Source organism: Ochrobactrum vermis (genome assembly GCF_002975205.1).
Classification (GTDB): Bacteria; Pseudomonadota; Alphaproteobacteria; order Rhizobiales; family Rhizobiaceae; genus Brucella; species Brucella vermis.
Genome location: NZ_PCOC01000002.1, coordinates 479,410 through 500,059 on the forward strand (window position 1 = coordinate 479,410; position 20,650 = coordinate 500,059).

Here is a 20,650-nt window from a genome sequence, read left to right on the forward strand (position 1 = left end):
TAGTGGACTCCTTCAGTGGGCATAGTCAGGCGAAAGCACCCAGTCTTTTTGTGCCTTGTTCACTTCATCACGAAGGGCTTCCCACACTCGGCTGCGGTGCCGGTTGAATTCAGAACTGGCGCGGATATCACTGCCACGAGGCCTCGGAAGATCGACGTCGATTATCTCCTTCACCGTACCCGGACGTGCAGTCATGACGACGATCCTGTCTGCGAGGTAGATCGCCTCATCAATGGAGTGGGTGACAAAAACAACGGTTGTGCTGATCTTCTCCCAGATACGAAGTAACTCGGTCTGGAGAATCTCCCGTGTCTGCGCATCGAGTGCTGCGAAGGGCTCGTCCATGAGCAGAACTTCAGGGTCGGTGACGAGGGCCCTGGCGATTGCAACGCGCTGTTGCATGCCGCCCGAAAGCTGATTGGGGAACCGGTCTTCGAATCCGGAGAGCCCGAAAAGTGAAAGGAAGTAGCGCGCCTTATCGGTGCGCTCCCGCTTTGAGACACCATGCAGCTCCAGCGCATATTCGATGTTGGACAATGCCGTGCGCCACGGAAACAGGGCATATTGCTGGAAGACGTAGCCCGTCTTTGGGTCCGGCTTGACGATACGCTTGCCGTCGATGCTGACAATGCCGTTGGAAGCTGCTGTTAGTCCGCCGATAATGTCGAGCAAAACAGACTTGCCGCTGCCACTCGGCCCCACCAGCGTTATGAACTCACCCTTGTGGATGGCAAGATCGACGCCATTCAGGACGGTGACGCTGTCGGAGGTGCGGCCATCGATCAAAACCGACTGGCCGGGCTTCAGCAGGAATGTCTTGTGGACGTCAGTCACTGTGATGCGGTCCATTTGATTCTCCATTCAGACTTGTGCAACGCGGATGCGGTGTGTCGGGTCGAGCTCCGATCCGCCCGGTTTGCCGCGCCTCCATCCAAGCGCTCGTGAATAGCTGCCGAAAAGGTTCCGCTCTTCTGCTTCGGCCTCGGTTATCGAAAGCGGGCCATCCGCCCGTTCGGCGACATAAAGAGCCTCCGTCGGACAATAGATTTCGCACAGAAAGCAGGTCTGACAATCATCCTGACGGGCAATGAGGGGGACACCGTCCGACCCGTCGAAGACGTTGGCCGGGCAGATTTTCACGCAGATATCGCATTCAACGCAGCGGCTTTGGGAAATGATCTCAATCACGACGCGATCTCCTGATGCCCGTAGATGGTGGTCGAGACGGTGATCTCGTTGATGCCACGTAACGTGATGGGGTGAGAAAATGCCTTATCGTTGCTTTTGAAATCGCTTCGGCGATGCATGCCACGGCTTTCCTTGCGGGCAAGTGCTGCCGTTACTGACCAGCGTCCGGATGCTGTGATTGCTGCCGCTTCGCGCGCCTTCAGGCGATCAAGCCCTGATCCAGAAAGATGGTGTTTGACCTCGCTCCAGATCGCATCGAGTTTTTCGCTGCTGACTGTCAGGCGATTGCCTTCGCGGAAATAGTTTTTCTCCAGGGGCGTGACTTCAGCGCGCACGCTGTCGATGACATCCTTCGGCGTGAGCGAAATCTTGGTTGCGGAGACGGGACGCAAACCTGCCTGGCCGAGTGCGCTGGAATTGTGCCTGAAGGCCCTGACGCCTCGGCGCTTGGCATGAGATGCGGCTCCTTGGCCGGACCACCAGCCACTGGCAATCGCCCAGGAAGAGTTTGGTCCCCCTCCGCCGGAAGCTGCTCCAGCGATCTGTTCGCGGCTTGCGGCATCTCCGGCAACATACAGACCGGCGACGTCCGTTGCGCAATCGGACGAGGCGATACGGATACCACCGGTGCCGCGAACGGTTCCTTCGGCGCGGAAAGTAACGCGGAATAAATCGTGGAACGGATCGACCGGCATCCTGTCATAGGGAACGAAGCAGTTCGGCTGGCCACGGCGCAACCAGTCCTGCAGGGTAGGCTCTGCTTGATCGAGTGTCGCATAGACCGGGGCGTTGATCATGGCTTTGGCGATTTCCTGTTCGCGCTCGCCAATTCCGTTCTGCAGATGATTGCCATCGCTATCGAGAATTGGTGTGCCATCCTCCCGATAGAATGTAGCCCAGCGGAACGGTAATCCCTTATTGAGGGAGGTACCGAAGGGTGCCAGAGTGTACTTGCCGGTGAATTCCATCCCGGAAAGGGCAGCCCCGGCTTCAGCGGCCATAAGATGACCGTCGCCTGTCAAGGTCGCGGCACCCAGGATGCGCTCGTTGAAGGCGCAGCCGCCTGTCGCAAGCACGACTGCACCGGCATCAACACGCCAGTCGCGGTTGCGCTGACGATCCATGCCCGCAGCGCCGGTAACCGCTTCGCCGTCGAAATAGAGTTCCAAGGCTGGATGGTGGTCCAGCACCGTAATTCCGGCTCTCAGAATGCGGCGGCGCATGAAAGCCATGTAGTCGGGTCCGCGTAGATTGGCGATATAGAGCTTGCCGTTTTCGTCGTCGGGAAATGGATATCCCCATTCAGCCAGCTTAAGCAGGTTTTCATAGGCTTGATCGACGGTGCGCAGCATCCAGCGTTGATCAGCAAGATTGCCGGTACGCTGCCAACGCCGCTCGATGATCTGTGCCCGATTGTCCCCCGGCGGTACGGTCCAGGTGCCGGTATTTGACGGTGCCGTCGCGCCACTGGTGCCTAAATAACCCTTGTCGGCAATTACGACGCGGGCGCCGCTCTGCACAGCAGACAAAGCAGCCCAGGCGCCTGCAGGACCACCTCCCAATACGAGTACGTCCGTTTGCAAATACAGCGGATCACCGCCTGTCAGGTCTTTTCGCTTCAATGACATTGAGATTTCCGGAAAACATTATGCGGGTTTGCGACCGCGCAACTGTCTGTTGTCATGCCACATTGGAGAACCAGGATGGTTCGTTGCCAGCAGTCCATTTGATGTTGCAGCCGATGGAGGGCGTTTGTTCTGCGGCAGGCTTCCTGCCAGCAAGTATTGCATCGGTCGCAGCGCGGAGATCCTTGCCCGTTACCACCTTGCCGTTGCCTGGGCGCGCATCGTCGAATTGGCCATGATAGGCGAGCTTGCGGTCGCCATCGAAAACGAAAAGATCAGGCGTGCATGCCGCGCCGTAAGCCTTTGCGGCCGCTTGCTCCTCGTCCTTCAGATAGGGGAACGAGTAACCGATCTCATCGACTTCCCGACCGATTGCCTTGATGCTTTCTTCAGGGTGGGCGTCGGCATCGTTGCTGTTAATGGCAATTATCTGCAGGCCTTTGGTCTGATACTCGCGGGCGAAGGATGCAAATTCATTGCGAATGAGCTGTATGAAGGGACAGCGATTGGAGATGAAAGCGACGAGAAGCGCTGGCGCGGCTTCAAAATCGGAGAGCCTGTGCGCTACCCCATTTGCGTCGCTCAGGAGGAAATCGGCTGCTGTTGTGCCAAGCTCGATGGAATTGGATAGGGTTTTCGGCATAGGATCCTCCTTTAGTGGAGGGTCTATAATCTACAATTTTTGTAGGTAATGAAGGAAAGAAGATTGCGTCTTCTTCCCGGAATCGGAATTAACTTCCCACGGCTTTGACGTCGCGCAAAAGCTATATGGTTGTGAAGAAAAATAATTCAGCGACCTGCTGGCGCTCATATGCTGTGGGTTCAGCGAACTTCGAGAACGGCGACTTCCCCGCGCGATTTGCTCAAGTATTGCAACAGGTACGTCACAAAAATCTATCGGTAGATGTCGTATTCCGAACCAAGATCTAAAATAAACATGTCGCGTGGGTAGAAACGATACGGTAGCTGATTTGAACGAAGTAAACGATGTCCGCGCGGTCATTCTCATTCCTGCTTATGGCCAGCCTTCGCTGACGGCAGAAACCTTGCGCACGGCCGTTGCGCAACAATGTGACTTTCCGTTTGCCGTCGTGGTTGTAAATGACGGGTGTCCATCGCCGGAAACCCATGAAATCTGTCAGAATTTTGCTAGCTCCCACAACGGGACAGTCTTCTATTTACGCAAGGCGAATAATGGTCTGAGCGCAGCCCGTAACACCGGACTGGAATTTGCACTTCAGGCTTTTCCGGCGCTGGAAGCTGTCTTCTTTCTAGACTGCGACAATCATATCGATCCGGGTCTTCTGCAACGGCTTGTGCACGCGTTGAGAACAAGCGACGAGCGCACCGGTTGGATCTATACGGACGTGGACAAGTTCGGCTTTGCAAGTTTCAGCGATATGTCCGGGTCTTATTCGGCCCTTGAGCACTTGTTCAGAAGCTTCTGCGAAGCAGGCAGCATGGTCTCTCGACGTATGCTGGATGCGGGTGCCCGTTTCGACGAGGCAATGCGGAAAGGCGTTGAGGACTGGGAGTTCTGGCTGCAGGGACTTTCCCTCGGCTTTCACGGAATCCATGTCCCCAATGCCGGCTTTCATTATCGGCGGCGCGGCGAAAGCATGCTGACCGATGCAGAACGTGATTTCACATCGATCCTAGATTATATCCGCAAAAAGCATTCGGCGCTTTACAATGTGCAGGCTGTACTGAGGCGCGAAATCGAAGATCATGCCCGATATGCAATCTTTCACCCCGACACGGGGCAGGTGCGAAACCTGACCAACGCATCGAAGTCATTAGAACCGAAACCTCTTGATGATTATCTGACAAAGCTGTTGCGTGCTGCTGAAAAGCCGAATTACGCGAATTGTCCCGGCCATCTGCTCGTTATGCATCAGGCAACTTATGATTTTCTCGCGACAAAGAAAGTTTTGGGCGGGGTTCTCTGGATGATGGAATGTGCATTGCAACATGCGGCAACTGCGACCTGCACGTTCAGCTTTAGAAACGCTGCTCAGTTTGGCCTATCGTCACGCTCGATGGAAATGCGAAAGAGTGATCCCCTGTCTGTCAGCACACCCGTTGTGCCCGTACACATCTGGGCAGCCGAGGCTGGCGCCCTTCTTGCCCAACAATTTCCGGAAGGCGGCTTTGCCTTTGGCAATCACTGGCACACGAGCAAACCTATGCGCACGCATGACTTTAAACTGCAACTCGCCTTTCCGTTTGCCACTTCCAGTACTCTACTGGTCGCACCGGAGGCCTTTCATTCCCTTTTTGAAAGATTGCAACAAGTTGCTGATGGAAAGGAACGCGCATTCTGGCACTCGGTGCCTCTTGATCGCTATCGTGCCCAACCGTCAATGCCGCGCGATTATTATCCTGAACTCTTCAAAATACCGTCGCCGTTTCCAGTCGAAAGTGCGGAAAAGTCGATAGCGTTTGTCCTGGATCGCCCGAGCGCTGAAGGGATTGCGCGGTGCCATGCCCTGGCAGAGTCTGCGATGCAGAATGGGCTCATCCCAAGCTTGGTGTGTTTCGGTTCGACATTGTCTGCAGAACCGCGTGATTTGAAAGCATTTGCGGAAATCATCTTGCTGCCTTTGTCATCGTTCGACGAAACGGGCGATGCGCGTTATACGCAAAATTATATGGGAACCGATCTTCCATTACTGGATGGCAGAGATCGGCAGGCAGCTTTGGGCACACTCTCCGCTTTTTCAACGGTCGTGTCCGTCAAAAGTCGTGGTCTTCATCTGCTGGCGGGCGCTTTGCGCAAACTCAAAGTTAAAACCTATGCCGTCATCGATGGCGAGCGGGACGGTACAAGCAACTCTGTTATCGGTTGCTCGGCTTTTGAACAGGCCTATGACGCGGTTCTCCCGGAAACCCCGGAAATCATGCGTCTGTGTCGCGCTGTCGGTTACCCGTCCGGGAAGCTGAAGGAATGGAACGCTTGCTTTCCGGCGCAGCGTGAACCGGCAATCAACAAAGAGCTAAAACAAACGGATGTCCTGTACTTATGATTGAAGTCACTCCGAATATTATTCTGTCGCTATTTACCGGTGGACCGAAGATTTTGACCGTCAGGAATGAGGGAGCGGATGTCGCGAACGCGCGCCCTGTGCTGGGAGTTGAATGGCTTGAAGCCACGACAGCTGACGGCATGACCTTTCGCATGGGAGGCAAGGACGAGTTGGCCAGTCCGCTAAAGGTGCCGCCGAGCAATGTCCTGGTGGTCTGGATTCCTGATGCCGACATTCTAATTGATAGTCTAAAGCAATGGTGGGCCCGATCATCGGGCTCGGATGATATCCCGATATTCGTACATGGTAATCCTGCTGCACTTTTAGAGGCGGTTGCCGCTAGAGCACTGAGCGAAAATGCTCGTTTAACACAATTGAATCAGAGACTTCTGGAGGATCTCGCAGCTATGAGAGAGGGGCTGGCGCATCACGTCCGGGTGCCACCCGAGCTGGAGATTCTGGTTAAGAACCTGCGGGTCGCCGCTCCCCGTCTGATTTTTGAAACACCTTGCCCGCGGTTGGCCCAATCTGTCTCCGGGCCGCTCAAGCAGCCATTATTTGTGGGTGCGCGCGGTCTTCTCGGGTTTGACCTGCATATCTTGCAGCCCGGAACGGGCCATGGCCATCTGCAGGTGATATTGCAGGTTCCCAGTTCGGGGCTGGAACTGGCGCGTTGGGAAATTCCGTTCTCTGACATGCTGCCGGGCTGGCTGGCTCTTCGCCTCGAAAAGGCGTTGGCACGTATGGACTCTTCGGTTGAACTTGTTCTTATTCCGCAAGGCGGCGAAGTGGCTCCGGAAATATCCTGTACACCTTCGGGATTGATGCCCGAATTTGCATTAAGAGATGCGAATGAAGACAATGAGGCCGGACACATGCTTCAGATGAGAATCTGGGGTAACTATCCAGGTCTCAGCTATGAGCTGCCGGAACACTCAGCCATGTCTCAAGCCACGATGAATATCCAGGATCACCTGATAAGCGCTGCTGAGACAACGCGCCCTCTTACCTGGGCCTACCCGTATTTCAGTTATCTTGGCGGTGGCCGATTGCTGCTGCGTCCCCTACGGGAAAATCCGGCATCGGCTGCGAAAATGGCTTTGCCCGCTTTTCCCGGCCTTTGCGGTATCAGTTGTACGGCGGTGATCGATGATGCCCTGTGCCAGACAAAGATGCTTGTTCGGCTTGCGATCAGCCGTCCGGGAGAGAGACCGGACGATGTCGAGAAGGGATTGGGAGCTCTGGCGGTAACGGAATGGGTGGAGTTATCCGAACCAGTGAAACCTTTCGAGATCAATCTTGGGCTCTCCCAACCCGTTTCCGAACCTCTTGAACTCCATCTTTTTTCCCGTCTTCCGCGTGGCGGTAAGCTCGATCATGGCAAAGTTTCCTTTGCGCAGTTCAAAGCGGTCCTCAATGAGCGTGCAGCCTTTGGGCATCTGCCTCATCTACCGGTTGCGGGTTGCTCCAGTTCGTAATTTGCGCCTTTCTCCATGCGATGTAGCGGGCAATCCCTTCATCAAGCTTTATCTTCGGTTGCCAGCCCAGATGTTCCTGTGCCCGCCTGATATCGAGAACATTGCGCTGGACGTCGAAAGACCGGTCGGGTTTGTGGTGAACTTCGAATGGAGGGAAGTGGCGGCCAATTTCGGTATGGATTTCATTAAGGCTGGTTCCCCTTCCTGAGCCTATGTTGAATAGGGTATGACTACCGGAATAGGCTGCAGCCCTCATAATGGATTCGACGACATCATCAATGAAAAGATAGTCTCGGACGACGCTTCCATCCCCCCATATTTCCAAGGGCTTTCCTTCCAGGATACGTTCGACAAAAACTGCGATTGCGCCTTGTGTACCTTTTTCGGCCTGGCCTGGACCAAAGGGATTTGCAAGCCTCAGTATGACGGAGGGAAGATCATGAAGCCGTTGGAATAACTGGAGATATTTTTCGGCGGCCAGCTTGGTGATACCATAGGCTGAAATAGGGTCTGTCGGGTGGCTTTCGCTTATCGTGTCATTTCTTGATTGACCGTATACTGTTCCGCCGGACGAAATATAGATCAATTTTGCCAGTCCATGCCTTCGTGCGATCTCCAGCAACCGCACCGTACCTGCAAGATTTACTTGAATATCGGCGATCTTGTTTTCAATCGAGACAGATGGGACCATGGAACCGGCAAGATGAACACAGACATCGCAACCGGGCAGGATTCTATCTAACAAAGGCTCATCATCGAAACGACTCTGTATGATCGTGAGCTGACCTCGAACGGCGCAATTCGAAAATCGCGACTCAATCTTACCAACGGGAGATCGATTTACGATCGTGACCCGGTGGCCCTCCGACAGAAGCCGTTTAACAAGATGGGTTCCGATGAACCCGCTGCCTCCCAGCACGAGATAGTTTCGCGAGTGATGCATCAAGCTTCCTCTGAAATATCGCCCCTTGTTCCTTTCATCTCCTTGGAGTGTGGCTACACTATTATGGAAACGGCTTGCGCACGCATGTTTTGGGTAATTTTTTGTAACCGACCGCAATCATTTGACTGATAAGTACCGTCCCCGATGACGCCAGTCATGGGAGAGTGTCCAACGCTTTACTGACTTAATTGTAACAACCCAATTGCACCGCTTCGGTTCTGGCCTGCACCCGCTGGATTTCCCTTAAAGCGGGATATTCCGTCCGCTGAAGAAGCTGTTTGCATCGGATTTGTTTGTACTCGGGCACGGGTGTTCGAGTGACACACCCGGAAAGAACAACCAGAACGATGCAGGCGGCCGTGAGATTTTCCATCCGATTTCTCCTTTGTGGAGAATATAACGCTAATTCGTTTGCGGAGTAGAGCGGCTTATGGGGGAGATTCCGCTCACGCTATATTTGAATGGGCGGATAGCTGGTCCTGCATCATTCCTTTAAATCGCAGCGGAGACGACGATTTCGATACGCATGTCTGGATCGGCCATTAATACCTGCCCGCAGCATCGGGTCGGTGGATTGGTCGGATCGATCCAGGCATCCCACACCTCGTTCATCGCCTTGAAATCTGACATTTCTCTCAACCAGATCTGCGCCGTGAGCAAGCGAGATTTGTCAGTCCCGGCGCGTGCCAGAAGGTCATCAATCTTGGCGAGAGTTTCTCTCGTTTGCTGAGTGATGTCCTTATCTGAATCCGAAAACTGGCCCGACAGGAAACACATGCCATTGTATTTCACGAGACGGCTGCGGCGGTGATTCACATCAAGTCGTTCAATCTGCATTTGGTTTCCTCCCGGATTGAAGATTGCAAAAATTCCGCTCTCATGGTGTTTATGAAGCGGGCATAGGTTGTATCGCGTCGCCAAGGCAGTCGCGCAGCTCATCGATGATCTTGGGGAGCCAGTCTTCCGTCATCATCTCAAGCGGTGCTGTGAAGGAAATCGCAGAGTTCAGCTCATAGGGATTTGTGGCGCGCACTGGCAAACCGAGTCCACCTTCCCCCGGCAGATAATATGCCATGTTGACAGCGAAGCTCCGCCGTCGCGCGTCCTCAATCTGCGATATGACAACAGCCTTATCGACATATTGAACCGAAGGATGACTAAGATAACGTGGTGCATTTGCCTCAACTAGCGCGAGACAGTCGGCTTCAGGCATGATGGACATGAGAGCAATGCTTCCGGCCGCGACACCCATCGGCACGCGCCCGCCAACCCCCATCGTAAACTGCCGGTCTGGAAATCGCGAAACCATCTCGGCGCAAACGGCGTCAACGCCTGCCTGTACCATCATGTAAACTGTGTGTCCGCTTCGTCGCGCAAACTCGGTCATTCCGGGTCGGAATTTCGAAATCAGGGGTTCGAGACGGGCCTGACCCCTCGCAAGCATTGGGATAGCTGGCCCAAGCCGGTAAAAACCGTGCTTGCCAGCAGGCTCTGCAAAACCCTTTTGAAGAAGCGAAACGAGGCTGCGGTGAACTGCAGGTTTGGCCTCTCCAATGCGTTCGGCAATATCGGCTAAAGCGAAACCCTCAGCGCCTGCTTCTCCCAGGACAATTAGAATATCAAGTGCGCGTACTGCATTGCTTGATGCGTTCGTAGTCACAGTCGACTCCAGAGTTCTAATTATTAGAACATTTAATAAAATTTATTCCAATAAAAGGAATATGTTGACTTCTGTCATATTTTTCGTTGTCATTCAACTCCGGCGTTAAGTCTTTGAACCGAGGGAGGAGCGTTCAAAGATTGCTGCTTTTACACCTGATTTCAGGTTGTTGACGCACGCCCCTGCCATGCTCCCCCATCATCTGTTTGAGGCGAGGACAACAGCATGGTGTCGTTCCTGATCAAACGAATAGGCTTCGCGCTCTTCACGCTGTTTAGCGTGTTGACGTTGGTCTTCGTAATTGTTCGTGTTTTGCCGGGCGATCCAGCGCTTGTCATCCTGGGCGATCAAGCCAGCCCCGCAAGTATTGCTGCATTGCATCACAAGCTTGGCCTGGATCAGTCGATCATTGTTCAGTACGCAAACTTCATGCTTGGCGTTCTCCAAGGCGATCTTGGTAAGTCCATGATCACGGGCCGCTCGATCACGGCCGAGATCATGAACGTGCTGCCCTATACAATGGAGCTGACGATCGCGTCGCTCGTATTGGGGATTTTGCTCGGTGTTCCCGCGGGTGTCTGGGCGGCCGTGAAACGAAATAAACCCGCGGATCTGATGTTGCGCCTTGTTTCGCTACTGGGTCTTTCCCTTCCAGCTTTTGTTGCGGCGATCATCTTGCTTATGATTTTCGCAATTCAACTGCGCTGGTTTCCTGTCATCAGCTCAGGTGGCGGTGATGGGTTGCTGGATCGGCTGAGACAAATGGCGCTGCCGACCATTTCGCTGGCGCTGATCATGATGGCGTACATCACACGTGTCACGCGTTCAGCCATGCTCGAAGTGCTAAATCAGGACTTCGTGCGTACGGCGAAAGCCAAAGGCGCTTCACATCACGCAGTTGTTTGGCGTCATGCGCTCGGTAACTGCATGATCCCGATTACGACGGTGGTAGGGCTCTATCTTGGTATTCTGATCGGTAATTCCGTTCTGACTGAAATCGTCTTCTCCCGGCCGGGTCTGGGCAAGCTAATTCTCAACGCCCTGACTCAGCGTGACTATACCCTGCTGCAGGGGATGATCGTCATTTACACGCTTATCGTTGTTGCGGTGAACATGCTGACTGACCTGACCTATGGCTTCCTCGATCCGAGGGTTCAATACAAATGACATCTATTACAACCAATTCATCTGCCGCTCCACGCGCGCAGTCCAGATGGCAATTTCTACGTCGATTGAATTTTTCCACATGGCTGGGCATAGCAATTGTCCTGACGCTTATTCTGTGTGCGGTTTTCGCGCCGGTCCTGGCGCCGTACGATCCGAACGAACAGAACATCATTGTGTACCTGTCGCCGCCAAGCGCAGAGAATCTGTTGGGCACGGATCAGTTCGGCCGCGATGTTCTTTCGCGATTGCTCTATGGAGCGCGCTATTCGCTGACCATTGGCTTTCTGGCCATTGTGGTCGCGCTGATAATGGGCTCATTTCTGGGCATGATAGCTGGTTACGTGGGTCGCAAGACCGACATCATCCTGATGCAGATCATGGATGTCGTCCTGGCGTTTCCATCGCTGATCCTTGGTTTGGCGCTCGTTGCTCTGATGGGGGCAACGCTGACGAACATTGTTATCGCTATCGCATTTACAGCGATACCGGCCTTTGCGCGAATTGCACGCGCTGGCGTTCTGACACAGCGCGACCGTGAATATGTCCAGGCCTGTCATGCAATGGGTTTTTCCCACGCGCGCATCCTGTTCGGCCATATTCTGCCTGCGATCCTGCCCGAGATCATGGTCATGGCATCACTATGGATGGCAACTGCCGTCCGCACAGAAGCTTCGCTTGCATTCATCGGGTTGGGGCTCGCGCCGCCCACACCAACCTGGGGGGGCATGGTTCGCGAAGGTTTCGACAATATTCTGAGCTCCTTCCACCTGGCCCTCTATCCGAGCCTTGCAATCCTTGTGCTCGTTCTCGCACTCAACCTGATCGGCGATGGTCTGCGTGACGCAATCGATCCACGACTGAAGGATGCCAGCTAATGACCGATCAGCCTGCAATCATTGTTCGAGATCTCAAGATTTCCTTCGCCAGAAAGCCGGTTGTCCATGGGATCAGCTTTCAGATCGAGCCTGGAAAGACACTTGCACTGGTGGGGGAATCCGGCTCTGGCAAGAGCGTTACTTCGCTGGCGATCATGCGTCTTCTGCCTGATCGCATCGCCCAAGCGGAGGGCGCTGTGATGCTTGGCCAGCAGGCCCTGCTTACATTGCCCGAAGCCGAGATGCGCCGGGTACGCGGCGGCAAGATCAGCATGATCTTTCAAGAACCGATGACGTCACTTAATCCGGTACAGACCGTGGGAACACAGCTTGCTGAAGTTCTGAGAATTCACAAGAAGCTCAAGGGTAGGGAGCTGCAAGAAGCCGTTCTGGAGCTCTTGCGCAAGGTGCGCATTCCCGATCCGGAACAGCGCGTCAATCAGTATCCGCATACATTTTCCGGTGGTATGCGACAGCGTGTGATGATTGCGATGGCACTGGCATGCAATCCGGATCTGATCATCGCCGATGAGCCTACGACCGCTCTGGATGTGACCGTGCAAGCTCAGACGCTCCAGCTTTTGAAGGAGTTGCAGCAGGAAACGGGAACCGCTGTTCTATTCATAACGCATGATATGGGCGTAGTTGCCGAAGTCGCCGATGACGTGCTGGTCATGCGCCATGGCCGCGTCATTGAACAAGGCCCGGTGATGGAAATTTTTAGCAATCCGAAGGACGCCTATACGCGCAGCCTTATCGAGGCTGCTCCCAGCCTGGTCGGCAAGTTACAGACCAGGACGGTTCCGGCGCGACCTGTCGACAATCCGGCGATGACAAATACCGCAACGCCGGTTCTGGAGGTCAACGACCTTTCTGTGAGATTTCCTGTTCACGGTGGTCTCTTTGGTCGCGCTAGGGGGGCCGTGCACGCGGTCGAAGATGTGTCGTTCAGCATCGGCAAGGGTGAGACCCTTGGACTCGTCGGCGAGTCCGGTTCGGGAAAATCCACCATTGGCAAGGCGATCATCAATCTTGCGCCTGTCCACAATGGCAAGATCACCGTCGGTGGGGAGACAATCGACTATCTGGATCGCAAAAGCCTTTCGTCATTGAGACGGCAGGTGCAGATGATCTTTCAGGATCCTTTCGGTTCGCTTGACGCACGTCAGACCATTGGCTCGGCGATCTTGGAGCCAATGAAGGTTCACGGTCTGGAGACCGGTGCAGCCGCACAGCAGAAAATGGAATGGTTGATGGAGCGGGTCGGATTGGATCCCAATCGCGCATCCAGCCTGCCTCACGAATTTTCAGGTGGACAACGCCAGCGCATCTGCATTGCGCGGGCTCTCGCAATGGCTCCCCGTTTGATCATCGCCGATGAAGCGGTTTCCGCACTTGATGTCGCCATCAAGGGGCAAATCATCGAGCTAATGATCGATCTCCAGAAAGAGTTCGACATTTCGTATCTCTTCATCAGCCACGATATGGCCGCCGTCGAACGCATCTGCAGTCGCGTTGCGGTCATGTATTTTGGTGAGATTGTCGAGATCGGTCCTCGGGACGAAGTGATCGGACGCCCTGGGCACGAATATACACAGAGGCTGCTTTCGGCGATCCCAATAACACACCCTGACCAACGCGGAGTACGCCAGCGGCGAGCTGCCGATGCTGGTCCCCCAAGAAGTCCGCTCAAGCCCCTCGGCTATAACGCGCCGACGGCGCGCTGGAGCATGGCTGCGGACGGTCATTTCATTCGTATGGCGAGCTAGATTGGAGACTTCTGGAAATGCATGCCCTAACTCAACTTGCTGAATTTGCTTCTGGCCATCCAAAAGGCGCGTTGCCTTCGGAAACGCGCGAAGCCATCTCACTTCTACTGCTCGATCTGATGGGGGCGACCGCAGCGGGCCTTCATTCGCGTCTGGCAGCCTCGGCGAGACAAGCAGCGTCTGACGTATACGGCTCAGGTGTTGCTCAGGTTTGGCTTACAGATATGAAACTGAGCGTGGCCGGCGCTGCCATGGCAAACAGCGCGGCTGCCAGTGCGCTTGATATTGATGACGGTCATCGTGGAGCGGCAGGCCATGCTGGTGCTGGTGTCATTCCAGCGGCACTTGCTGTCGGCCAATCCATCCATGCGTCGGACACCGAAATGCTTGATGCAATTGCTTTGGGCTACGACGTAGCCCTGCGTGTTGCCACGTCACGCCCCACCAGCACTATCGAAACTTACGCAAGCGGCAGATGGGTAAGTTATGGTGCGGCTGCGGCCGCCGGACGGCTTCTCGGGCTCGACGCCGACGAGATGGCACATGCGTTGGCGATTGCAGGTTCCGAAGGCCCGATCGTTTTTCCAACTGGTTCCTCCAAGTTTCAGGGCAGCACGGTGAAGGAAGGAATTCCACCTGCCGTCGTTGCCGGTATCACTGGGGCTTATCGCGCGAAGGCAGGAGCAACCGGGCCGGTAGACCTGCTCAACAATGAAGAGCGTTATGATCGCAGAATTCTGCTGGGACAGCTCGGCGAGGTCTGGGAACTGCAACGCTGTTATCTCAAGCCTTATGCTTGCTGTCGTTATATGCACGCAGCCATCGATGCGATCCTGAAAATGCGTCGGGACGGGCGTCAGATTCACAGGCTCCGTATCGAAACCTTCCCGCAGGGTCTTCGCCTCGCTAATGAGCGCGCGCCGAGCACGTTGGAAGGCGGCCAGTATAGTTTCTATTTTAGCTGCGCGCTTGCGGCGTTGCGTGGGCCGGGGGCGCTGCAGCCCGTCGACCCTGACAGTTTGAAAGACATAGAGGTGCTCGGCCTTGCGAACCGGATCGAGCTCGAAGCCTCGACCGATTTCGTCACAGCGTTTCCAGTGCGCACACCAGCCCGTGTTCTGATCGATCAGGGCGACGGTGCTGAACAACTGGTTATCGACCATCCGCTTGGCGATGTAGCCAATCCGATGAGTTGGGATCAGGTCGCTCACAAGTTCAAGAACATTGGACGCGTCAGTCTGAGTCCCCAAAACCAGGACAGTATTATTTCGGCGATTAGCAGTCTGAACGAAACGGGCTTCACCTCACTGCTCAGTGCGCTTGCCAAGCCTCAAGACAATAATATTCAATAAAAAGGGAACAATCATGAAACTGAAAAGCATCATGGGTCCACCGGCGCTTGCCGCTCTCATGGCCTTCACGGCACTAGGCACGCTGTCGGCATACGCAGCACAGACCGAATTACGCCTTGGTGCCGCCGCTGCAGATATCGGCAATTTGGATCCGCACTTCGCCGCGAGTACGTCGGACCGTACCCTCGTCGCATGGATTTTTGGAGGACTGGTCAGATTCGCGCCCGGCTCTACCGATCCGGCGACCATTGAAGGTGACCTTGCCGAAAGCTGGGAGGCAACAGACAATAATCTGGTCTGGACCTTCAAACTGCGCCCTGGCGTGCAATGGCAACATGGCTATGGCGAAGTGACGGCCGATGATGTCGTTTTCAGTCTGCAGAAGGCGGCAGATCCGAAGCGTTCAGCTTTTGCAACAGACTATAAGGCAATCAAAAGCGTAGAGGCCATAGACCCGCACACCGTGCGCATCACGCTGGCAAATCAGGTTCCAAGTCTGCTTGGCCTTGTGACCAACTATTCCGGCGGCTTCATCATCAGCAAGAAAGCGTATGAAGAGCGCGGGGAGGGCTTTACCCGTAATCCTGTTGGTTTTGGGCCTTTCCAGTTTGAATCAATCGAACCCGGTGTTGCGGTTCATTTTATTGCCCACGAAAAGTATTTCCGTGGCAAGCCGAAGATCGAAAAGGTGACTTATCGTTTTCTCAACGCTGCGGCAGGTCGTGACCTTGCCTTTACAGCAGGCGAAATCGATGTATCCGCGGGTACGACTGATCGGCGCTGGTTACAGCGAATGAAGGAAACACCCGGAGCCAAGGTCGATATCTTCGATCCTGCCGAATTAACCGTGGTACATATCAACCGCAACCAGAAGCCGTTCGATGACATCAGAGTCCGACAGGCCGTTGCCTACGCGATTAATCCTGCACAGATTGCGCAGTTCCGTGGGCCTGAGTTCACGCGAGTTGCAAAGTCGGTCATTCCTTCGAACAATCTGGGCCTCAATCCCGATCCAGGCCTCGCTCAACCCGATGTAGACAAGGCGAAAGCACTACTTGCAGAAGCGGGTTTTCCCAATGGTCTTACCGTCAAGATGATTTCCAGCCAGATGCCTAGTTATGCGACCACGGACCAGCTTCTCCAGGCGCAGCTTGCCAAGGCCGGCATCAAGCTTGAACTTGAACCGGTTGAACATGCGACTTGGCATCAGATGATCCGCAAGGACTTAAGCCCGCTTGTTGATTACGGTGCGGCACGCTTCCCTGTTGCCGACACGTATCTAACGCAATTCTACCACTCCAACAGCGCTATTGGTGCACCAGGGCAAGTAACAAACTTCAGCCATTGCTCGGTTGCCGACAAGCAGATTGAGGCCGCTCGCACGGAGGTTGATCCCAAAAAGCAGGTCGAACTCTGGCAGGAAGCGCAGAAATTGATTGTCGCTGATGTTTGCGCTGTGCCGGTGACAGAGACTGCCCAGGTCTGGATCAGGAACGAAAAGCTTGACTGGGGCTTCGAGCTCAAGGGCTCGATGTCGCTGGGCCCGCTACTCACCGAACAAGCTCACTTCAAGGAATGATAAGAGCAATCGGGATGGTGCGGTGCACTATCCCGAAATCTTTCAGGCACCAAAATGACAAAGCTAACCTATCCCTCCTATTCCAACCTGTGCGGTTGGAATGCCATGCTCCCGCCACGCCAACCGCGCGTCGCACTCACCCAAGACATTACGGTTGATTACGCAATTGTCGGAGCCGGATTCACTGGTTTCGCCATCGCACGTCGATTGCGTGAACTGAACCCTGACGCCAGTATCGCAGTGATTGAAGCGACTACTATAGGGGAAGGTTCTTCTGCCCGAAATTCGGGTTTCACAGGCTCGGATGTATTGCCGCGCAATGCTTCGATAGAAATGGCTGAAAAGGCGCGTCTTCAATCCGGCTTTTTTAACGAAGCTTTCGAATGGCTGATGCAGATCATCCATGACAACAACATTGATTGTGACATGCGACAGGTAGGATCGATCCGCGGCGCGGCGACAGAACTTGGCGAAGCGTCGTTACGCAATGTAGCGGAAGTAGCTCGCGTCAATAAAATTTCTCACACTATCCTATCGCGGGAGGACATCCATCGTCGCATCGGGAGTGCTTATTATCGCTTTGGCATCCACATGCAGGATACATGGCTGCTACAACCCGCCGCCTTGATACGCGGTCTTGCCGATGCGTTGCCAAACGACATTGCGATCTTTGAAAACACACCAGTCAAGACTCTAGTCAAGCGCGATGGGTGGGTTTTGGAGACGCCGGGTGGCGTTGTAAAATGTAAGAACCTTGCCTTGGCGACGAATGCCTTTATCCGCAAGTTCGGCTACCTGAAGTCGCGCATGGCGACCATTTACACTTATGCTGCCGTGACTGAAGAAATTGCTGATAATCGGCTTGATGAACTCGGCGAGTCCGAGGCATGGGGCCTGTTGCCCTCGCACCGGCTTGGCACGACGTTGCGTCGCATTGGCCGTAATCGGATTATGGTACGCAGTCTATATGCGCATGAGGCCGAGCTTGGCGAGCGCGAGGCTTCGAACAAGCTCAGGGATCGCTTTGAACGCCGTTGGCCAAATCTCAAAGACATGCAACTGGAGTATTTGTGGGCTGGTACGACTGCGTTCACAATGAATGGGGCTCCGTGGTGGGGGCGTGTTGAAGACGGTCTCTATGCATCGGGAGGCTGCAATGGGAGCGGCATTGCCAAAGGGACAATGCTTGGGCGACATCTTGCAGAACTTATGCTGGGCCAAGGCGAGCATACAAGCATGTCTGCCATCATGGGTACAGCGAGCTGGATTGCTCCGGAACCCCTCCGGTCCATCGGTTTCAACCTCATCTCTACGCTGGAAAGTCGCAAGGCGGGTCTGGAAATGTGAAGCTGAACGAAAACAAGAGAGGGCTGAAGCGGTTATTGAGAAGGGTCTGCACTCAGTGGTGTGACTATCAGCTTCTATCCTCCAGACACCAGGCAGTCTGGATAGGGGGCTGAACTGCATAAACATCTGCATGGAAAGGGGCGGCCAAACTCAACTGGCCGCCTCTGTATATAATCTGTGTCGAGAACTCGCATGTGCCTTGGCTTTATGACGCTTGCCGAAGTGTTTGCTATCTTTTGCCGATACAAGGCTGATCTGATAGCTCACCGCATGATGCACCGGGGTGAGTTCTCGCCTCTTCGAAGATGCGTTCCGGCTTCGGCTACGCGCCGTATTTCGACTCTACCGGCCAGACCGATTGAAGCTTCTCACCACCGAGAATGCGGTCACGCGCCGAAGCTTCATTTGCGCCCAGCTTGTCGGCCTGATCGGCCACTGCGGCAACCATGGTCTTGGGAATGACCACAACCCCGTCAATATCCGCGAAGATAACGTCGCCCGGAGCAATTTTCACACCGGCTATTTCGATTGGAACTTGCGAGAGCTTCGGTTCCATCTTGCCGGACACAGAAACAGGAGACCGGGCGCGACCGAAAAGCGGATAGCCCAGATGGCGAACCTGCGCGATATCACGGACAGTACCATTGACAATCGTCGCCGCAGCGCCACGCGTCTTAGCACCCGAACTCATCAACTCTCCCGAGCAGGAGCCTTGCGCGCAGGATGCATCCACGACAACAATTCCACCTTTTGGCGCGTTGTCGATAGCGTTGTGATAGACATCCTGCGGCTGATTGCGACGCTCGCTTGGAGCAAACTGCACTGTGACGGCGGGACCGCAGACCACTTCGCCCGGCTTCAACTCACCTTGTAATGATATTCCGTCCAAATACCCCCAGCCGCCGAGTTGTTCCAGACTGTCATGGACATCGCCGGAATACCATTTCGAAAGACGCTCGATCGACGTCCAGTCTGTATCGGAATAATCGAAGTTGCTCATTTGGTTTTGTCCCTGTTCTTGAGATTGGAATTGTCCAGCGCAACCTTGAGATAGCGCGAACTTTCATCGATCTGTCTGCGGATAGCTTGGCGAGCAGTCTCCGGCTCTCTGGCCGTTATGAGGTTGTAGATTTCCTCATGCTCGGCGAACCCGTCCTCCAGCGACTTGTTCGGTACGCGGCTGGTAACCCTGATGACATCGATGATGATCGAGAAAAGATTGTCATAGACGACGTTGAGGATCTCGTTGCCAACGGAATGCACGAGCCCGAGATGGAATGCGGCATCGCTATCGGTAAATCGAGCCATATCTTTGGCGTCGGCCGCGGCCCTCATATTGGCGAGCGCCTCGTCCACTTCCGGCATCATCGACAGGTTTTCCGAACTCAGCCGCGTCACGACTTCCGTCTCGATGATCCGGCGCACATCCATCAACTGGACCAGATAGTCGGAGTTGTTGGCAAAGAGTTGTTTGACGGTCGTTGCCAGAGAACCGAGAAATTCCCCGACATCGTCGCGGACAACTAGCGCTCTTTCACCGTGCTTGCGGCGAACGAGCCCTTTTGTTTCGAGAATCTGAAGCGCTTCACGAACCGATCGCGTACTCACATTGAATTCACGCGCCATTGCAGCTTCGGCAGGCAGACGATCGCCAATCTTGAGCTTACCGGAAAGTATCTGTGCTTCCAGCGCCTCAACGACCGAGACGTGCAGCTTGTCACGATCAGGTAACGCACGGCTTGTCAGCGTTCGATTGTCTGCCGGTTCTGTTACCATGCCGTAAAGCCTCCATCTACGACGACATTCGAACCTGTCATATATGACGAGGCATCGGATGCCAGAAACTGTATCACGCCATTATATTCATCGATTTCCGCTTGTCGGTTCATGGGAACACGTTCGAGAAACGCATCCACAAATTCTTTGTCGAAGTTGGCGGTTTTTACGCCACCGAATGAAATCAGGTTAACTCTGACATTCTTAGTTCCCCAGTAGGTACCGAGATATCTGGTCAAGTTGACAAGGCCGGATTTCGAAGCTGCGTAGGATACTGCCTTGATGAAGGGCTCGCCGTCCCGCGCCTCGCGATAGGCATAAAGAGCCTGATTTGGTGAAACGATACCGTAGATCGAACCGACATTGATGATGCTGCCGCGTCTGGCGTCGGCCATCTTCGAGCCGATGACCTGACAACACAGCATCACACCGGTCAGATTGGTCTCGATAATCTCGTTCCAGTATTTCTGCGGATAGATTTCAAAACGGCTATTCTGGTCAGCCGATCCTGACGGCTTTGAATCGATACCAGCATTGTTGACCAGGATATGCGGCACGCCCCAATCGGCAATCAATTTTTCGGTTGCCTGTTCCAGGCTGGCCTTATCCGTAACGCTTGCCACATAGACGCGAATGTTCTTCGTCAAACCCGGAAACTTTGCTTCGAGATCGGCGGCGTCGATTGCGCGGCGACTGAAGATCGCCACTTTGGCGCCAGCCTCGGCAAGTGACTTGCTGAACTGCGTTCCGAGCTGCCCCAGTCCACCTGTTACAATGGCAATTTTGTCTCTTACACTGAACTTGTCTGTCATCATTTCATTCCTGCACGTTAATCTACTGGTCCCGGGATCGTCCAAGTTCTCAA

General features: G+C 54.4%; 19 protein-coding genes. 8 read left to right on the plus strand and 11 right to left on the minus strand.

The genetic code is table 11. From position 1 onward, the window contains the following. Positions 1-12 precede the first annotated feature (12 nt). The 4 genes from CQZ93_RS16520 to CQZ93_RS16535 are packed head-to-tail and all read right to left on the minus strand — an operon-like array spanning position 13 to position 3,456. On the minus strand, positions 13-849 hold the full coding sequence (locus tag CQZ93_RS16520) for an ABC transporter ATP-binding protein (protein WP_105543717.1): 837 nt from the start codon (positions 847-849) through the stop codon (positions 13-15). Positions 850-861: 12 nt separating this feature from the next. Then, the gene (locus tag CQZ93_RS16525; RefSeq protein ID WP_105543718.1) at positions 862-1,188 is read right to left on the minus strand and encodes a 4Fe-4S dicluster domain-containing protein; all 327 of its coding nucleotides are present in this window, start codon (positions 1,186-1,188) and stop codon (positions 862-864) included. Next, positions 1,185-2,816 (minus strand): FAD-dependent oxidoreductase, encoded by a 1,632-nt coding sequence (locus CQZ93_RS16530; protein WP_105543719.1) that lies wholly within the window; start codon positions 2,814-2,816, stop codon positions 1,185-1,187. Before CQZ93_RS16530 ends, CQZ93_RS16525 begins: the two co-directional genes overlap by 4 nt. Positions 2,817-2,868: 52 nt before the next feature. Further along, positions 2,869-3,456: a thioredoxin family protein gene (locus CQZ93_RS16535; protein ID WP_105543720.1), complete on the minus strand. Its 588-nt coding sequence runs from the start codon at positions 3,454-3,456 to the stop codon at positions 2,869-2,871. Positions 3,457-3,784: 328 nt separating this feature from the next. Here CQZ93_RS16535 and CQZ93_RS16540 point away from each other — a divergent pair, with 328 nt between their 5' ends. Together CQZ93_RS16540 and CQZ93_RS16545 are read left to right on the plus strand one after the other, a co-directional pair. After that, positions 3,785-5,839 carry a glycosyltransferase family 2 protein gene (locus CQZ93_RS16540; protein ID WP_210201106.1) on the plus strand — a complete coding sequence of 685 codons (2,055 nt, stop codon included), beginning with the start codon at positions 3,785-3,787 and terminating at the stop codon, positions 5,837-5,839. Between the two features lie 152 nt (positions 5,840-5,991). After that, on the plus strand, positions 5,992-7,317 hold the full coding sequence (locus CQZ93_RS16545) for a DUF6212 domain-containing protein (protein WP_146114464.1): 1,326 nt from the start codon (positions 5,992-5,994) through the stop codon (positions 7,315-7,317). Here the strand turns inward: CQZ93_RS16545 and CQZ93_RS16550 are convergent. The 4 genes from CQZ93_RS16550 to CQZ93_RS16565 all read right to left on the minus strand — a co-directional run bounded on the left by CQZ93_RS16550 (position 7,253) and on the right by CQZ93_RS16565 (position 9,920). Continuing rightward, a complete protein-coding gene (locus tag CQZ93_RS16550) occupies positions 7,253-8,260 on the minus strand; it encodes an NAD-dependent epimerase/dehydratase family protein (protein WP_105543723.1) in 1,008 nt (335 codons plus the stop codon). The genes CQZ93_RS16545 and CQZ93_RS16550 overlap by 65 nt on opposite strands. 184 nt (positions 8,261-8,444) lie before the next feature. Further along, positions 8,445-8,633: a hypothetical protein gene (locus tag CQZ93_RS16555; RefSeq protein ID WP_105543724.1), complete on the minus strand. Its 189-nt coding sequence runs from the start codon at positions 8,631-8,633 to the stop codon at positions 8,445-8,447. Between the two features lie 119 nt (positions 8,634-8,752). Then, complete coding sequence (locus CQZ93_RS16560; RefSeq protein WP_105543725.1) at positions 8,753-9,097, minus strand: RidA family protein; 345 nt, start codon at positions 9,095-9,097, stop codon at positions 8,753-8,755. Between the two features lie 49 nt (positions 9,098-9,146). Next, positions 9,147-9,920: an IclR family transcriptional regulator gene (locus CQZ93_RS16565; protein WP_105543726.1), complete on the minus strand. Its 774-nt coding sequence runs from the start codon at positions 9,918-9,920 to the stop codon at positions 9,147-9,149. Positions 9,921-10,145: 225 nt separating this feature from the next. Between CQZ93_RS16565 and CQZ93_RS16570 the strand changes: the two genes are divergently transcribed. From CQZ93_RS16570 to CQZ93_RS16595, 6 genes are read left to right on the plus strand one after another with little or no spacing between them, the layout of a single operon-like run. Next, a complete protein-coding gene (locus CQZ93_RS16570) occupies positions 10,146-11,087 on the plus strand; it encodes an ABC transporter permease (protein WP_105543727.1) in 942 nt (313 codons plus the stop codon). Continuing rightward, entirely contained in the window at positions 11,084-11,962 is an 879-nt protein-coding gene (locus CQZ93_RS16575; RefSeq protein WP_105543728.1) for an ABC transporter permease, read from the plus strand. The genes CQZ93_RS16570 and CQZ93_RS16575 overlap by 4 nt, the downstream gene beginning before the upstream one ends. Next, positions 11,962-13,731: an ABC transporter ATP-binding protein gene (locus CQZ93_RS16580; RefSeq protein ID WP_105543729.1), complete on the plus strand. Its 1,770-nt coding sequence runs from the start codon at positions 11,962-11,964 to the stop codon at positions 13,729-13,731. Before CQZ93_RS16575 ends, CQZ93_RS16580 begins: the two co-directional genes overlap by 1 nt. Positions 13,732-13,748: 17 nt before the next feature. Beyond that, the gene (locus CQZ93_RS16585) at positions 13,749-15,083 is read left to right on the plus strand and encodes an MmgE/PrpD family protein (protein WP_105543730.1); all 1,335 of its coding nucleotides are present in this window, start codon (positions 13,749-13,751) and stop codon (positions 15,081-15,083) included. A 13-nt stretch (positions 15,084-15,096) separates the two neighbouring features. After that, entirely contained in the window at positions 15,097-16,662 is a 1,566-nt protein-coding gene (locus CQZ93_RS16590) for an ABC transporter substrate-binding protein (RefSeq protein ID WP_105543731.1), read from the plus strand. Positions 16,663-16,716: 54 nt separating this feature from the next. After that, a complete protein-coding gene (locus CQZ93_RS16595; RefSeq protein ID WP_105543732.1) occupies positions 16,717-18,009 on the plus strand; it encodes an NAD(P)/FAD-dependent oxidoreductase in 1,293 nt (430 codons plus the stop codon). Between the two features lie 322 nt (positions 18,010-18,331). Here the strand turns inward: CQZ93_RS16595 and CQZ93_RS16600 are convergent, their stop codons facing one another. Genes CQZ93_RS16600 through CQZ93_RS16610 form a run of 3 tightly spaced genes read right to left on the minus strand, consistent with a single transcriptional unit; the run spans position 18,332 to position 20,600 of the window. Then, positions 18,332-19,009 (minus strand): RraA family protein, encoded by a 678-nt coding sequence (locus CQZ93_RS16600; RefSeq protein WP_105543733.1) that lies wholly within the window; start codon positions 19,007-19,009, stop codon positions 18,332-18,334. Further along, positions 19,006-19,785: a FadR/GntR family transcriptional regulator gene (locus CQZ93_RS16605; protein WP_105543734.1), complete on the minus strand. Its 780-nt coding sequence runs from the start codon at positions 19,783-19,785 to the stop codon at positions 19,006-19,008. Before CQZ93_RS16605 ends, CQZ93_RS16600 begins: the two co-directional genes overlap by 4 nt. After that, entirely contained in the window at positions 19,779-20,600 is an 822-nt protein-coding gene (locus CQZ93_RS16610) for an SDR family oxidoreductase (RefSeq protein ID WP_210201107.1), read from the minus strand. Before CQZ93_RS16610 ends, CQZ93_RS16605 begins: the two co-directional genes overlap by 7 nt. Positions 20,601-20,650 lie beyond the last annotated feature (50 nt).